15 protein-coding genes are annotated in these 14,637 nt (G+C 50.8%); 1 reads left to right on the forward strand and 14 read right to left on the reverse strand.

From position 1 onward, the window contains the following. Positions 1 to 27: 27 nt before the first annotated feature. The 14 genes from ACNOGP_RS19325 to ACNOGP_RS19390 form a co-directional block, all read right to left on the reverse strand. Positions 28 to 210, reverse strand: coding sequence for a hypothetical protein (locus ACNOGP_RS19325; protein ID WP_005816263.1), 183 nt, complete (start codon positions 208 to 210; stop codon positions 28 to 30). Then, entirely contained in the window at positions 207 to 1,763 is a 1,557-nt protein-coding gene (locus tag ACNOGP_RS19330; RefSeq protein ID WP_005816260.1) for a glucosaminidase domain-containing protein, read from the reverse strand. Before ACNOGP_RS19330 ends, ACNOGP_RS19325 begins: the two co-directional genes overlap by 4 nt. Before the next feature lie 4 nt (positions 1,764 to 1,767). Further along, positions 1,768 to 4,224, reverse strand: coding sequence for a zincin-like metallopeptidase domain-containing protein (locus tag ACNOGP_RS19335; protein WP_005816257.1), 2,457 nt, complete (start codon positions 4,222 to 4,224; stop codon positions 1,768 to 1,770). 82 nt (positions 4,225 to 4,306) lie between these two features. Further along, positions 4,307 to 6,106, reverse strand: a complete 1,800-nt coding sequence (locus tag ACNOGP_RS19340) for a hypothetical protein (RefSeq protein WP_005816255.1) — start codon at positions 6,104 to 6,106, stop codon at positions 4,307 to 4,309. Positions 6,107 to 6,115: 9 nt separating this feature from the next. Then, positions 6,116 to 6,388 carry a hypothetical protein gene (locus ACNOGP_RS19345; protein WP_007897422.1) on the reverse strand — a complete coding sequence of 91 codons (273 nt, stop codon included), beginning with the start codon at positions 6,386 to 6,388 and terminating at the stop codon, positions 6,116 to 6,118. Between the two features lie 32 nt (positions 6,389 to 6,420). Next, entirely contained in the window at positions 6,421 to 7,242 is an 822-nt protein-coding gene (locus ACNOGP_RS19350; RefSeq protein WP_418213524.1) for a M23 family metallopeptidase, read from the reverse strand. Positions 7,243 to 7,257: 15 nt separating this feature from the next. Continuing rightward, positions 7,258 to 7,920 carry a hypothetical protein gene (locus ACNOGP_RS19355; protein WP_005816251.1) on the reverse strand — a complete coding sequence of 221 codons (663 nt, stop codon included), beginning with the start codon at positions 7,918 to 7,920 and terminating at the stop codon, positions 7,258 to 7,260. A gap of 93 nt (positions 7,921 to 8,013) precedes the next feature. After that, positions 8,014 to 8,697 carry a hypothetical protein gene (locus tag ACNOGP_RS19360; RefSeq protein ID WP_005816248.1) on the reverse strand — a complete coding sequence of 228 codons (684 nt, stop codon included), beginning with the start codon at positions 8,695 to 8,697 and terminating at the stop codon, positions 8,014 to 8,016. Positions 8,698 to 8,714: 17 nt separating this feature from the next. Next, positions 8,715 to 9,416 (reverse strand): hypothetical protein, encoded by a 702-nt coding sequence (locus ACNOGP_RS19365; RefSeq protein ID WP_005816246.1) that lies wholly within the window; start codon positions 9,414 to 9,416, stop codon positions 8,715 to 8,717. After that, entirely contained in the window at positions 9,397 to 9,882 is a 486-nt protein-coding gene (locus ACNOGP_RS19370; RefSeq protein WP_005816244.1) for a PH domain-containing protein, read from the reverse strand. Before ACNOGP_RS19370 ends, ACNOGP_RS19365 begins: the two co-directional genes overlap by 20 nt. Then, positions 9,879 to 11,021, reverse strand: a complete 1,143-nt coding sequence (locus tag ACNOGP_RS19375) for a toprim domain-containing protein (RefSeq protein ID WP_005816242.1) — start codon at positions 11,019 to 11,021, stop codon at positions 9,879 to 9,881. The genes ACNOGP_RS19370 and ACNOGP_RS19375 overlap by 4 nt, the downstream gene beginning before the upstream one ends. Positions 11,022 to 11,051: 30 nt before the next feature. After that, positions 11,052 to 12,647: a hypothetical protein gene (locus tag ACNOGP_RS19380; RefSeq protein ID WP_005816239.1), complete on the reverse strand. Its 1,596-nt coding sequence runs from the start codon at positions 12,645 to 12,647 to the stop codon at positions 11,052 to 11,054. A gap of 37 nt (positions 12,648 to 12,684) precedes the next feature. Then, on the reverse strand, positions 12,685 to 12,909 hold the full coding sequence (locus ACNOGP_RS19385) for a hypothetical protein (protein ID WP_005816237.1): 225 nt from the start codon (positions 12,907 to 12,909) through the stop codon (positions 12,685 to 12,687). Between the two features lie 23 nt (positions 12,910 to 12,932). Next, positions 12,933 to 13,694 (reverse strand): DUF4099 domain-containing protein, encoded by a 762-nt coding sequence (locus ACNOGP_RS19390; RefSeq protein WP_005816235.1) that lies wholly within the window; start codon positions 13,692 to 13,694, stop codon positions 12,933 to 12,935. A gap of 220 nt (positions 13,695 to 13,914) precedes the next feature. Here ACNOGP_RS19390 and ACNOGP_RS19395 point away from each other — a divergent pair, with 220 nt between their 5' ends. After that, positions 13,915 to 14,544 (forward strand): M23 family metallopeptidase, encoded by a 630-nt coding sequence (locus tag ACNOGP_RS19395; RefSeq protein WP_007837448.1) that lies wholly within the window; start codon positions 13,915 to 13,917, stop codon positions 14,542 to 14,544. Positions 14,545 to 14,637: the final 93 nt, after the last annotated feature.

The following is a 14,637-nucleotide window of genomic DNA, read 5'->3' on the forward strand; positions in this document are numbered from 1 at the left end:
TGTCTTAGCAATGACAATAATCTCTTTTCAATCATCATATACTAGCGCACGTATCAGTTCATAGACTATCCACGCTGCTATGATAAGTTGGAAGCCGAGATAGATGATGGCCACGGTCTGACCGAAAAGCCATTGGGTAAGCATGAAGTGTCCTGCCACAGCTACCATACCCACCAGCAATGTACACAGATGACTTGCTATCCTTTTCATTTCCTTTGCAGATTTTGTTGTTGACTCTCAGCCTCCATCCCTTGCTCGAAGTTCTGCGAAGCCTGCTGTGTCGCCACGATGCCTGTCACCATTCCCGCAATCTTCGTCCGTTTGCTTTCTTCCGACAGATTGGCATTGCCCAAAATGAGCGACAGGCGGTTCATCTCCGAGGAGGTCAGTTCACGGTCAATCTTCACCGTACCGCTCTCTGCATGAAGCACAGTCTTGCCGTTCTCACCCACAGTAATGGTGCATTGCCTCATGCCTGGAACAAGCGAGGTCAAATCTACGAGCCGGTTGGCTGCCATGGCAGAGATAAGTCCTTTTTGTCGTTCCTCATCATTGCTGTCAATCTGCGCTGCCAACATCATCAGCGACATGAAGGTGGTCATCGCCATGTCGAGTATAGGGTCATTCGTTCCCGAAATGCCCACGCCGCTGTCCTCCGAGGAAAGGATTTTCTTCATCCAGTCCTCCGACGAAACCTTCTGCTCCTGTGGCGCATTGCTCTTGTATTTTGCCAACAGGTCATTGCCGTTATGCAGGGCCTGTAGCTTGATGTTGCCTTTCTGTCCGATTTCTGCCAGATAAGCGGCTGGATCCATATCCCTTTTTGAGCCGTCAGCCGATACACTCTTCACTCCGAAATGCAGATGCTCGCCAGTGGTTCTGGTGCCGGTATTTCCCGACACCCCCAACTTCTGACTGGCATTAACCACGTCACCTACCTTTACTGCTATGTCAGACAGATGCAGGTAGGAGCATTGCACCTTGCTGCCATCCTCACGGCTGTATTCCACGGTGACGGATTTCCCTCCTGCCGTGTTCGCATTATGGTTCACCGCCACCACCTTGCCGCCGTTCTCCGTGGCCAACACCGCCTCATGGTTCGTCTTGATGTCAATGCCCTTGTGCATCTGCTGCTTGGTGGCATCCATCGGATCCTGGCGATTGCCGAAAGGCGAGGTGATGAAGAGAAACTCCTCTCGCTCCACAGGAAAGGAATACCCGGCAGACTGCGGTACATGGGCAGCAGGCATTTCTCTACGAGGATTATTCTCCACCCCGAACGACCGACCTTCTGCCCGCATCTCAGCCATCACCTCACTGTCATACTTGTCCAGTCCGTTGGCTTCAATGATGCGCTGCAGACTTGCAGCATAACCGCCGCCCGTGGCATAGCCGGCACGCTCAATGCCCTTCGTCCATCCCTTGTAGTCGTCAGGCGACAGCGTGAAGCACTGCGCATAACGCTTGTTCTGCTTCAGGAACTGCGAGTGATGCTCATAACTGTCACCCACGCTTTTGTACTTACAGAATTTCTCGTTGGGCCTATCATCCGTATAGACTCCATACTCTCCGCCATTCTTCAACCACGATGCCGTAGCCTTGATGCCAAAGTGGTTGTTGCATTCGCGCGACAGTTGGCTCTGTCCGTTGCTGCTCTCCAGTATGGCTTGCGCCAAGATGACGGAGGCAGGAATCCCATACATCCGCATCTGTTCTTTGGCTTCCTCCGCATATTGTGCGGCATACGCTGCGTTCTTTCCCATAAGCCTATCTCCTTAGACTGGTGTGTTGTTCTGTTTCTTGACTTTCCTGTGCCATCTGCTTTCCTGTCTCTTTTCCAGGTGACACCATCTCCGTAATTCCACGCTTCGATGATGTTGTCTGCTTCGGCATTTCCAACTGGTCACAGATGGCCACCCGTTCACCAGCACGAATGAGCTTCGGCAGATAGGTGTCGAGGGCATGATATGGGAATCCTGCCATTGCCAACGGCTTGCCTTCATCATCCTTGCGCCCATTGCTCTTTGTCAGCGTAATACCCAATATTTTGGATGCCTTCACCGCATCATCCTTGTAGGTCTCATAGAAGTCACCGCAGCGAAACAAAAGAATGGCATCAGGATGCTTCTTCTTCAAGTCAAGATATTGTTGGACAAGGGGAGAGACAGCAGCCTTGACAGCCTTTTCATCCTTCTTTTCTTCTTTCTTTTCCTCTTGTTTCTTCTCTTCCCTTTGTTCAGAGCTTTTATCTTCCTTAAGTACCACTTCCTTCTGTTCATCATGCTTATCGACAATTGCCGTCTCCGCTTGCTTCACCTCCGTCGCTTCTTCCTGCTTCTCTTGTGTACTTTGCTCGACATTGTTGTCTTTCTGCAATACATCAGCAAACAGCGAGGCGGCAAGGTTCTGCTTGTAGGAATCCCTGTCAGGAGCCACCCACAATCGTTGCCATTGTGACGGACTGACACTTCTCGGCTGCAACTTCTTGCCGTCAATAGTGGCTGCACACAGGCATTCGCCCGATTTGGCACGGAATACTGCCACACGCTGGATGCGGTTCAAATCAACCTCCTGCTCATTACCTCCGAAGATGTCCACCTTCAGGTCGGGTTTCGCCTCTGCCATAGCATAATACTTCTGTGCCAGTTCCTCACGCACACGCTCGATGTTGTCCATCGACTGCTTCAAGGTGGTGAAGAAATGATTGAGGTCTCCTTTGTCGGGATAGACGGCAAAGCCCTCCTTACCTTCGGGCTTGATGTACAATGCCCACCGCTCCTTGTCATCCTTTACCAACTGCACATTGTCGAAACCGATGTCACGGCTGTGGGTTACGGCCTCAGAAGCATCCAACGAGGATAGGTCTTCGATAGACCAGTTGCGCAGTCTTGATACCGTGATTTTCTTGTCGGCGAAATAACTGTCGTCGGGACGGAAGCCCAAGGCTCCGTCGGGATTGTAGAAACGCACGTTGTCATAACCCTCTTTCTGCAAGGCATTGGTGAAGCGTTGCTTGTTCATGCCCTTGATCTCGTTGTTCACCTCCAACGATGCACCCTGTGGCAGCACCACATCGGCGGTCTTGCTGGCATCATCACGCACGATGACCACAGTACGCTGCTCCTCGTTGGGATGCTGCTTGATTTCGTCTGCTACGAAGTAGTGGTTGGGCAACTGCACCTGTATCTGCGCCGTCTCTCGCTGATGCTGGTCGGTGGCATACTCCACCTTTTCACCCAGTTCGGCTTTCTTCAACACCTTCAGCGCACCGTTCACCTCACTCTCGATGGCATCAATCAGACAAGGGTCTTCCTTCAGTTCCCTCGTCCAATAGTCCACCATGCTAAGGCTGTCCTTTGACAGACGGGCAGGCAGTCCCAGTTCGAGCATCTTCACGCCCGAAGCTATCTCAGTGATGAGTCGTTCCTTCTTCACGGCATCCTCCGACGGGGCTTTGCCGTTCTTCATGACCATGCCCTCACGTGCCAACCGCTGCTGATGACCGGTGGCAGACACCAACTGACGCATCATCTCCTGTACATAGTCATTGTAGTGCTCGAAGTCACGCTGCCGTGGCAGGTAGATGACATCCTTCTCGGTGTCGTAGTGCGCCACACCCGTGCCGTCCTGACGTACATTCACGAGGTTGTCCTTCATCTTCTGAAGGAATCCGTTGACGCACCCATGCAGCTGCTTGTCCTCCTTGTCGCCATAACCTCTATCCTCCACCGTGCCATCCTTCTTCAATGCCGTAGTGTAGGCTGTTTCGTTAGCCATAGGCAGTAGCGTCTGGTCGATATTGAACAGCACACGGATCTCACGGTTTTTCACTCCCTTGTACTGCTGTTTGTCCTGTTCCGACAGTTCTGCGTATGCCTCCTTGGTGATGACATCGTCGGGATTGTTGCGGTTGACGTACTTATTCCAATTGTAATACAGGAACGGCACACCTTTCTCATGCTCCCTCACGCTCTCACCCCGTGCCTTCGCTTCGGAGAACTGCGTAAACAGATTGCTCTTGCAACCCTTGGCATCGGAGTCAAGGGCAAGGACAAGGGCATTGAACGGACTGACCGAAAAGCCCTTGGGATAGAGCTTCGGATAGAGTTTGCCGCTTGCATTCAACCAATGTCCCTTGGCATCCACCGCACTCGTCAGTGCCTCAGTGAGCAGCGACACCTGCTTCTCCGCCGTCCGCTTCTCAAATTCTGATTTCTCTTTCATGCTTTTATCTTTTTGTTTATCTCAATCACATTCTATAATTGGCTTACCAAGCCACCGTTCCCGACAATTTTGTTGTCGGGCTTCACTGTATTCCCCTCGGTCGCACCACGCTCTCCCGTGCCTGCTCTTCGTACTGCATTGCTGCCATCTGTCGCATCTGGTCGTTCTTGGCAAGTATGGCGTTAGCCAATGTATTCAGCGGCAATGCCCCCGACTGATGCGCCCCAATCACACTGTCAGGCAGTTGAATGGTACAAGGCACATGGTCAATGTTGGCAACGAGACACCGCCCTTGCAGCATCGGGTTGCTGATACGAGGATTGAGTGGTTCATCAGGATATTGGCGGTACTGAATGCGAGATGCAGCAGGACTAACTGTAGGTGCAATGCCTTCCTGCTGTTTCCTGCCCAGCACCTCATGTCCCGCTTTGTTGAGCAGATTGGCACCTCCCATACCCATCAACAGCATCTTCAGTATAGGATTCTTCACGAACATTCCAGCCACGATAGAGGCCAAAGGAAGGAGGCTATTGTCCATATTCAGCGATTTTGTCTTGCCAGTGAACAGTCCCACCAGTACATCGGGCAGCATCGCCAACACATAACCAAGGTTCTTGCCGATGTCTGAAAAGCCGTTCAGTCCAAAACTCTGCAACAGCCCGTCCCATCCATTTTCGTTTGTTTGTAAGGCTGTTTCCTCCTGCTGGACTACAGATGGTGTTGCCTCTTCAGTCGATGAATCAGGAGTTTCTTTCGGTTCTGCCTTCTTCTCCTTCTCAGCCTCTGCATCCAGTCTCGCCTTAACCTCCAGATACTCGTCTTCCTGTCCAGGCGCAACTATCAAGGGCACATCCTTGTACTTGCCTGTACGTTTGGTTGCTTCGTTTCTCTGAGGGTCAAGGAACGTACCTTTGTTCCAAGGAAAAGAGGTCTGCTCGGTTTGTTTCGTCCAATCCATAAAAGTGATATTGCTCGTGGGAATCTTGTTCTTGAAATGGCTGTTGGTAGCCTTGATATAGCTGTTCTCGTGGTTCTTGATGACTTTTGCCTGTTTGCGGAATGAGGCGAAGACGTTGGTGCCCGTACCGAAAACTCCCTTGCTGATACACTCCTCGACACAGACCTCTTGGCTGCTACCTTTCTTGCTTAGGTGCTCCATGCCGACATTCATCACCATATCGATACCGACAAACTTGGCGAAGGTTGCCCATGAGCCAATCCCTCCCATGGCCACGACATCGGCACCCGCTCCGGCTGCCCATCCCGCTGCCTTCTCTGTTCGAGAGGGCTTATAGGCTGCCTCTCCTTTGGCTTCTATCTCTGCGGCAAGGGGTGACTTGTTCAGTTCGTAGGGCAGACCGAACAGACTGCTTTGTGCCGCCTTGCGGATGATATAGTCGGCAGAAGATGTTGGCATACGGTCTTTCACCATTTTTTCTATCATCAGCTGCTCCATGCGGTGATCGATATAGGCGTATGCCAAATCACAACCGAGTTGTTTAGAGAGTGCATCGTACCGCTCTCGTCCTATCTCCGTCACCACCGCCTTGCGCCATTCCTCAGCCATCACGGCAAGGTCACGCTGCATATCCTTGTTGCCGACAATAGCCTCCTTGCACATCGCCAGATAGTCTTCGGTGGTCTTGCTGTTCCACTTGCCTGTAATCTTCAGCGTGGCGTATGGGTCATCACCAGGCATATTGGCAGTGGCCAATGAGCGTAGGATGCCAGCCGTACTGTTGGAGTAGGCTCGCATCTCGTCTGCCTGTCTGTTGGACAAGTCCCGTTGCACCCTGCCCATCACGGGGGCAAGGTGACACCCGAAGTAGTCGCCCATCAGACGCTCTATCTCTGCGAATCGCTGACTGTTCTTAACTGCCATATACCTTGTTTATATATTATACTGCTGTAATATCTGTTCCTTTGTCTGCTCGATGGCATTGTGATATATCTCCATCTGCTTAGGATAGTGTTCCTCCAACCATGCGTCCTTGTCCACTTGGCAGTGGATGAACTGCACGGCCATACGTTCCTCAATCTCCACGGAGGGTTCCCCCTCTTCCTTACCATTGAACCATGCCTTTGTCCACCATCTCACGCCAGCCCGGTCGGGATAGACGCTCACTATCCTCGGAATGTCGAAGCTCTGGATATCCACGTCCAAGTCGGCAAGAGGGTCGATGATGCCGTCATGCGTCAGGGCTTGCTCTTGGAGTTTTTTTTTAACACCTCGTCCATCGTGGAGAGATATACCTGATGTCGCATGGCAAGATAGTTGAGAAAGTCGGCAATGAGCAGGTTCTGCACCTTAGTCGCCAAAGGCATACAGCGGTTGCCGATGCCCAAGGGATTAGCCATGCTCGGCATGGTCTCGTAGAAATAATGCTTGCTCGCTCCCAACGAGAAGATGTTTCTCAACGACTGCTCCGTATGTTCGGGCAGAGAGTATGCTCCTTGTTGAAGGTCCTCGAAGTAGGAGGGAAGGAAGCGGAGCATCAATGCCTCTATCTCCTGACGGTCGGTGTCGTAGGGTGAAGGGATGTTCATGTCCAGTTCATTGATGCCCATTTGGGAATTGTGCTCCAATGCCTTGATATTGCCGTAGAGCATGATGAGGAACTCCAACGGATTGATTTCCTCTCCGTCAAACCTCACCTCCATGTGCAGCAGGTCGCCACTGATGGCGATGGTCTGACCGGCCTTGACGCTTTGGGAGAAGTTGGCGAAGACATTGGAGAGATGCCTGTAAGTCACTTCGTATTTGCCGTAGCGGATGGTCTGGTAGATGCCATGCTCCGCGTCCGACCCAATGGCAGAGACGGTTCCCGTTGCCACCGCCGACAGCAGGTAATGGTTCACTGAGAAGTCTATGCCGTGATGGAAGAATGTTTCTCCCGTCACGGGATTTTTCTGCTCTCCGTAACCCAAGGACATCTGCACGTCCTGCTTTATAGGCTCCTCAAACGGCATACAGTAGCCGCTCGATGAGCGCAGTATCATTTCTTCTGTATATCTCATATCACTGTATATTGGTTATCGTTTCATCCCTCTGCTTTGGGTCTCTGCTTCTTTCATGTTCTGCCCATGTGAAGACGTACCGCCTCTGTTAGGCAGAGTTTGCGCCACCTTAGAATTGTTCCCGATGATCATCGCTCCAAGCAGGGCACCCGCAATCTTGCTCATCCAACCAAAGCGTCCGAATACCATGAAGGCGGCAGCCACCAGTCCGACGATGCTCATACCCGACACGTTGCCCTTGCCGATATTGCCAAAGAGATTGCCTATCATGTCGCATCCTACGCCTCCGAACATATTCCTAAAGAAATCACTGATGCCGCTGAACTGGGTGTCCATCTTTCCGGCTACAGTGTTCACCGCATCAACGGCTTCACCAGCCTTGCCCGTCAGACGTTGCACATCGTTGGCGGTTTGTGCCACCGCTTCCGTGGCATTCTCGCCGATGACAGCATCACCTACGATGCGTGCCACGCTCTTGTCTGTGGTCAGCTTCTCCCATGTCACATAGCCTGCGGCACTACCCACTGCGGCCGTCTGCATAGCCTTGCCGGCTCCCATAAGGGTGCGTTGCGGGTGGAGTGCCGCACTGCCTAAGGTCTTTCCAGTTACTCCGATGACATGGCCAGTACCTCGTGCCGCCTTGCCACCATATTTCAATAATGAACTCCAAAATCCCATATCTTATCGTTTTTTAATCACGGTTTGACTTCGTCTTCTTCTGTCACGACTCGGCATAGCTCGAACAAGTTCGGCTCTGCTCTCGCTGCTCCATCAGTTTACGTTCTTGCCCACCTGCTTCCACCGCCTCTTGGCAGCCGCTGCTATCTCGGCTTTGTTCGCTTTGGTGGGTCTTGCCCCTTCGTCTATCTCCATCCAAACATCGCCCATGGTGGTGTATTTCACCGCCCTCGTCAGTCGCTTCAACTGCTTGTTCATCTTCTTCAGTTTGGGTCGGATGCCGAAGACTATCTCCACACGCTCCTTCTCGGTCATCTTGTTGCCCGACAGGCATACCGTGCGTATGTCATTAACTATCTCGATGCTGTTCATAATCAGCTCGCGGTATATCTTGTTGCGCTTGGCTGACAGGGCTACGGCAAGTCCGTTGGCAGGATGGGCATCCAACTGCGCCACCAATCCACCCATATTGTCCACCAACTGACCTATCTCGTGATAGAAACCATATATCTGTGCGGCATAGCTGACGATGGAACGGAAGGAGTCCAGATAGTTGTTGAACTCCCGCTGCAGGTCGGTAGTGGCTTCCACTTCCTCCTTGGTCCAGATATGGCCGGTGGATTGTAGCAGCATCACTTTCTCCTGATTCTTCAGTTCTTTCTCCGCCTTGTTGGTGTACATCAGAATCATCCCCGCAAGAGTCGGGTCGTTCTGCGCCCGCACTCCTGCAAAAGATGATATAAACATAAAAATGGCAATTGATATGAAATACTTCATGACTGATTCCTTTATCGTTAATCACTGATGGTCATACGTCCTGCTCTGCGCCATCTGCTAAGGGCTTGGGTGGCTATCTCTCCATTGCTTCGGTCTATCATCCCTGCCGTCACGCCGTTCCACACATCGGTCATGGTGTAATATCGTATAGACAGATAAAGACGATGCAGCTTCTTGCTGAAGGCACTCAGCTTGTCGTTCAGTGCCCACAGCGTCTTGCTCCTTTCCGCACCAGTCAGCATGTTCTCTTTGCCTCCTTTGGCGACTGCATCTTTCAGCAGTGTGAAGACGGACACCAATTCCGTGGCGGTCTCCATATACAGGTTGTTCATCGAGAGGGTGGCAACGATGCCTTGCGGATTATTGTTGATGGCCTTGCGCATCTTACACAAGGTGATGAATATCTTCACTCCATCGTCGTACAGATAGGTACAGGCTTTGAGGGAAGAGGCATAACCACTGGCGGTTTTCAGATAACTGTTGTACTTCTTCTCCCATTCGTGTATCTTGGTGAACTCTGCGGCGATGGTATTCTGCAACAGGGCAGTCTTGGTCTGACCTTTGATTTCCTTCTCTATCTCACCGTTGATGGCTTCGTTGCCCTCTGCCAGTGCCATCCATTCCAAAGGGTTGGCAGTCACAATCTGTGCATGGGCTGACGGCACGCTCAGTACCAATGCCACGACAATGAACCAAATCTTATCTATTCGTAATCTCATATACGCCCTTTCTTCGTTTGTTCGTTTCTACTCTTGTTCGTATCACACTCACCACGTCATAGCTGTTGCTGATGCCGGTCATTTCCAGTTTCGGTGTCGTTCTATCCATCGACAACACGGTCACGCTTTTCAGTCCGCATAACTGTTGTATCAATGTCTGATGCTCGGCAAAGTCCACCACTCGGTACAACTCCATGTAGTTCACGCTCCGCTGAAACACTCCGTGCTCACAGATGAGTTGCTCGCTCCCGATATGGTAGCGGATACTCCTCAGATAGATGAATCGGTAGAGTAAACAGAGGGAGAACAGGAGGCTGAAGACAAGCAACAGGGTACTATATGCACAACCGGGCAATCCTCCGATTAGGAGCATTGCCACGCACAACAGCAACAGAGGCAGTTCGTTGATGAAAAACTGTCCGATGCTGGGGCACAAGGTGATGATGCTATTATCTTCTTGTCTCATACGCTTCTATGATATGTGTTCTTTTCTTCTTTTTCCCTTTGTTTCTCTGCCTTGCCGGCTGCGATAAACTCGGCATAGTCGAAGGTATCTGGTTCGCCCTTGGCAATCAGTTCTGCTGATTTCTTGTTGAGCAGCGCATCGTTCCAGTCCTTGTAGCAACCCAATGGATGATAGGCTTGCACATGCTCGTGACGGAAGCCCATCTCTGCTGCCACCTTCCTGAAGTTTGCAACAAACTGCCGCCCTGCATCGTCCTTGTCAAAACCCAAATAGTGCCGTGCGTTGGGAGTAACGGACAGAAGTCCTCGCATCTGTCCCTCGGTGGGTGTGCCGCCCGTAGATACATACACCATCTTTACAGGATTTATCTGATACTCTGCCATGGCATCGTAGGCACTCTCAAACCATACAATTTCGCTTGCTTTATCCAACGGCTCGCCCGTGAGGTTGGCAATCCACAGTCCTTCACTGCTGTTGCTTCCTTCTGCCTTGCCCTTGTAACCGCCGCTACCGTCCATCTTCGGTCGTCCTCGTTCCTCAAAGCCCACAGTCTTGTCGGGTGTCTTGGGCAGTACAAGCGGAAAGGCAAGGTTGGCAAAGGTAAGTCCATCCGTCCGATGCTTAGTAGCCAGACAGAAATGCCGATGAAAAGCATACTGCGTATAGAGGTCGATGCCTCGGAACTTAAAATAGGGATAAAACCTTTTCTGCGTTTCCCTGTCCTGCGGATTGAACTTGTGGATGTCGTAGTCATTCAGGTTGAATGGCTTTCCGTCCTTTCTTGGTTCTGTAATCTTCGATGGTCTGTCCTCTATGGGTTGGTTGAGCAGTCGGTTGCAGACGAGGTTGACGAGTCGGTCAGGAGACATTCCCACCTTGTTCTCTGAAAACATTTCTGGATGCTCCTTGATGAACGAAATGACATTATACACCTTCTGCTGCGGTGGTTGGAAGCAACATTTCCCATTCTGCGTGACAATGAACTTATCACCACGCACCCGTCTGCCCTCACTGTCAGTACGCACATACGACGGATAACGCAAGCCATCTCTCTTGTTCAGATGATACCCTGCGTCCACCAGTACTTCCTGTATGCTCAACCTGTCCAGAAAGTCATCGTATGTCAGTTCACTACTCATTATAAATTATAAATTGTAAATTATACATTGTTAATATCCTCTCCTTATCTCCGTGGCAACATGATTTGCTTCTGCCTCAAAGTACCTTGCCGCAATCTCCTGTGGCGAATCCACTCCCGGTTTGAAGTAAGGACGTGGACCGCCATGATGCTCTGCATAGAACTCCGGGGCTGGATGGTGATGATGGTGGCTTATGTCATGCGCCACCTCTGCTGTAACGACTGCTCCTGCCGTCAGAGCCGCCAATATCTTCGTGCCCAGTCCGGCGTTGGTTTCGGGGCGTGTCTTCATATCCACTTCACTGAAAACCTTGGAGAAGAGTTTCATGCGATGGTAGTCATCCACCGCCAAGAACTTGTCGTAGTCCTTCTGCTTGATTTCGTGCGTGATGGCTTCTCCATTGATAATGGCGGTCATGCGATACTTATCTTCGCCTTTCTTATCTCCCTCCATCGGAGGCACTTTCTCCACCATGATGTCACCGACTTTCACTTCACGCCCATGCGCTCCCTCACGATACCAACCCTTGTTCTCATTAATCAAGGCAAGGTCTTCACCTCTCACCATGGCATCGCCTTGCAACACGTCACGTCTGACAGTCTCGTCCTCTTCCAACGGAAGCAACCGTTCCTCGTCTTGTTGCTGACGCTGCTGCAACTCCTGTTCAAGTTCGGGATGCAGATGCAGGTCGATGCGCTCCTTGCTATTCAGTGTGTCCATCAGGATTTTGTCAGCAAAGTCGTCCTTGATGATGCCATTCAGCAGTTCCAAGCGTTGAACGACGGGCACTTCCTTGATGGAGTTGGAGGTGAGTTTCTTCAGTTCCTCATCTGTCAGGTCATACACCATGTCGGCATTGACGCTGTTCGACTGAATGGTCAGCGTCTTCGCATTCTCATCAATGATGATGCCATGCGATGCCAGACACTCCTGCCACTTCTCATTGGTGAAATAGACAGGCGAGGTAATCAGTTCCTTATAAGGCTTGGCTGGCTCCGTGCTTCTCGTGCGGCTGATGGAAGGCATTATGATTCCCTCCAAATCTTTCAGCACATCCTGTTGCTGAGGGCTATAACTCTGTTGCTGTCCCTTATAATAGAACCCATAACCGCCGCTCTGCAATTCGCCAGGCTTCATTCTGCCGTCCCAACGTTCAGGCACAATCGGGGCTTCGGGGAAGAACAATCGTCCTCCAACTCTGCGAAGATGGAATCCCTCCTGACTGCGTGGTGTCCAACCTAAAAAGGGTGGTGGCATATCGATGCGCCCCATCCGTCCATACTCGCCGATACCAACACGATAGCCGTGCAGCCCCATAGCTACACGACCGTTGGCATTGCGTGCATGAACGAAGTTCTTGGGCATATAGAAGTCGTTGCCCACAATGCCCGTAAAGGTATTGTAGGCTAACTTGTTGGCATGATTCGTACCCCAGTCGGTCAGAGCCAACATCTGCTTCTCGGTGATGTTATAGGTAAGCAGCGGACTGTCATGCCCTTGCACCACAAGCTGATAGCCGCTGCCATTACTCACCACATGAGCCTGCATACCATTGCGCATGAGCAAGTCACGCATCTCTGGTTGCAGGTCCATCTGTTGGGGATTCGTATTCTTTCTTATCGCCATACTTATTCTTCACTCTTCATTCTTCACTCTTCATTTATCATGCTTCACCGTTCTCTATTGCCTTCTCCAGTTCCTCATCTTTGTGATGGACAAACTGCTCCGCACTCTCTTCACAAATGCAGAGTCCGTTGTTCAGACAATAGCTCTCATATTCTTCCTGCCATTCAGCAGAATGATGGTTGACATACTCCAACCAACCGTACTCGCCGCTCTGTATCTTCTCGACGAGCACATCCTCTGGATAATATTTATTTGATGCCATATACTTATTATATTATGTGTAGATTATTTGTGCATGGAAAAAGAGGCGCGGTTGCGCTCTCCATTCTTCTTCTGCTCATTCCAAAGTTCTTCCGTGTATTCCTCTTCAGGCACATAGTCAAGATTACCGTCATCGCCCATTACCCAACAGCCATAGCACCCGAAGGTGTATTTGTCCCACTCTCGCTTGGTGTTCTCCTTCCACTTCTGACTGTCGCCTTGATTAATCCTTATGCCGGTCTTATCGTTCAGGTCAATACCCACCGTCACCTGTTCGTCCTCCATGATGAGCGTGAGCGGCTCACCCTTCTGCATCACGGTCAGTTCTGCCGAACTCAGTTTCAGTTCATCCTTCAGCACCTCCAAGTTGCGCCCGATGACAGGCGTAGGTACCGACATCACCTGATTGGTCTCCGTGTCAATCTGCACGAAAGCCTTGCTGCTCCTGCCATCAGCATCCTTAACATCGGCAAGGATAGCCTTTCCAGCCAGCAAGTCCTCCTGCTGTTCCTGAGTAAAAGCCTCCAATGGTGATTTCTCCAACTGCGGATAGAAGACCACATCCACCTTGCCGTCCTCCATACGGACCAACGCAAATCGGGTGCGGCTCTTCAATGTCTCGCCCTCATCATTATTCACCTGAATGGGCAGCAACGGTGAACGTCGTCCCTGACCAATATCTTCCAACGCCCACATGGGCAGGTCTTCAATCTTCTCTTGTGTGAGACCAAAACGAGCCAGTGTCTGATAAGGCACCTCGCTCTCTTCAAATCGTACTTGCTTCATACTTTAACTTTGAATTTGAAATTAAACTCATGCAAAGTTATATACCTATTCAGAGACAAGCAGAATTGCATAAGATAATGCGTGTTATTTTTGACGATTATTATTATTTGAGTTTGATTTCTGCTCAAAAATCAAACTCGATTGCTATATTATGTTACAATCTTCTTGTCTTCCCTTTGTTCTTTATGCCAGTCAAAGAATTGCTTGTTACTTTTGCACCATGAAACGATTTCTACTCATCACAATAGCAGCAATATTCTGTTCATCAGCAACAGTATGCGCTCAGTTCAATACCGTCACACAGACTAAGGTACACCGCAAGGCTGTGCCAAAAACGACGCAGTCCGCAACATCCGAACAACTGCCTCCGTGCTCGCCGCATCAGCGGCGAGACTCTCTTGCCTTTGCCCCATTACAAACCCAAACGGAGCAGACCGACCGCCACACGGCACTTGTCAGTCCACTCCGTCATATCTCTGTCACCAGCCCTTTCGGCTACCGCAGAGACCCATTTACAAAAAGAAAAGCCCTACACAACGGGCTTGATTTGAAGGCAAATTACGAACCCACATACGCCATGATGCACGGCGAGGTCATCAAGGTAGGCAAGGACAAACGTTCAGGCCTCTATGTCACCCTCCGTCACGGCGACTTCACCGTCAGCTATTGCCACCTCTCCCAAACTCTCGTCACCAAAGGCACCCACGTCCGTCCCGGCATCATCATCGCGCTGACAGGCAACAGTGGTCGCAGTACTGGTCCCCACCTGCACCTCACACTCAAAGACACAAAAAAAGGACGAGCCATCGACCCGTCCATTCTTCTCAATCTTATCAAGCATCCACTCTAATAGAACGCCTTGTCTTTTGTCGTTCACATCACCCCTTCCGCATTGCAATAATGTCTTAAATATCTAATCCTCAACAATTTCTATTCTTGAAAA

Origin of the sequence: Bacteroides difficilis, assembly GCF_048319815.1 — a bacterium.
In the GTDB taxonomy this organism is placed as follows: domain Bacteria; phylum Bacteroidota; class Bacteroidia; order Bacteroidales; family Bacteroidaceae; genus Bacteroides; species Bacteroides zhangwenhongii.

What these genes read in the sequence shown, in the direction of transcription:
- ACNOGP_RS19360 (WP_005816248.1), bottom strand. Translation starts at nt 8,697, where the DNA reads ATGAAGTATTTCATATCAATTGCCATTTTTATGTTTATATCATCTTTT.
- ACNOGP_RS19350 (WP_418213524.1), bottom strand. Translation starts at nt 7,242, where the DNA reads ATGAGATATACAGAAGAAATGATACTGCGCTCATCGAGCGGCTACTGT.
- ACNOGP_RS19335 (WP_005816257.1), bottom strand. Translation starts at nt 4,224, where the DNA reads ATGAAAGAGAAATCAGAATTTGAGAAGCGGACGGCGGAGAAGCAGGTG.
- ACNOGP_RS19370 (WP_005816244.1), bottom strand. Translation starts at nt 9,882, where the DNA reads ATGAGACAAGAAGATAATAGCATCATCACCTTGTGCCCCAGCATCGGA.
- ACNOGP_RS19385 (WP_005816237.1), bottom strand. Translation starts at nt 12,909, where the DNA reads ATGGCATCAAATAAATATTATCCAGAGGATGTGCTCGTCGAGAAGATA.
- ACNOGP_RS19330 (WP_005816260.1), bottom strand. Translation starts at nt 1,763, where the DNA reads ATGGGAAAGAACGCAGCGTATGCCGCACAATATGCGGAGGAAGCCAAA.
- ACNOGP_RS19390 (WP_005816235.1), bottom strand. Translation starts at nt 13,694, where the DNA reads ATGAAGCAAGTACGATTTGAAGAGAGCGAGGTGCCTTATCAGACACTG.
- ACNOGP_RS19325 (WP_005816263.1), bottom strand. Translation starts at nt 210, where the DNA reads ATGAAAAGGATAGCAAGTCATCTGTGTACATTGCTGGTGGGTATGGTA.
- ACNOGP_RS19380 (WP_005816239.1), bottom strand. Translation starts at nt 12,647, where the DNA reads ATGGCGATAAGAAAGAATACGAATCCCCAACAGATGGACCTGCAACCA.
- ACNOGP_RS19355 (WP_005816251.1), bottom strand. Translation starts at nt 7,920, where the DNA reads ATGGGATTTTGGAGTTCATTATTGAAATATGGTGGCAAGGCGGCACGA.
- ACNOGP_RS19365 (WP_005816246.1), bottom strand. Translation starts at nt 9,416, where the DNA reads ATGAGATTACGAATAGATAAGATTTGGTTCATTGTCGTGGCATTGGTA.
- ACNOGP_RS19395 (WP_007837448.1), top strand. Translation starts at nt 13,915, where the DNA reads ATGAAACGATTTCTACTCATCACAATAGCAGCAATATTCTGTTCATCA.
- ACNOGP_RS19375 (WP_005816242.1), bottom strand. Translation starts at nt 11,021, where the DNA reads ATGAGTAGTGAACTGACATACGATGACTTTCTGGACAGGTTGAGCATA.
- ACNOGP_RS19340 (WP_005816255.1), bottom strand. Translation starts at nt 6,106, where the DNA reads ATGGCAGTTAAGAACAGTCAGCGATTCGCAGAGATAGAGCGTCTGATG.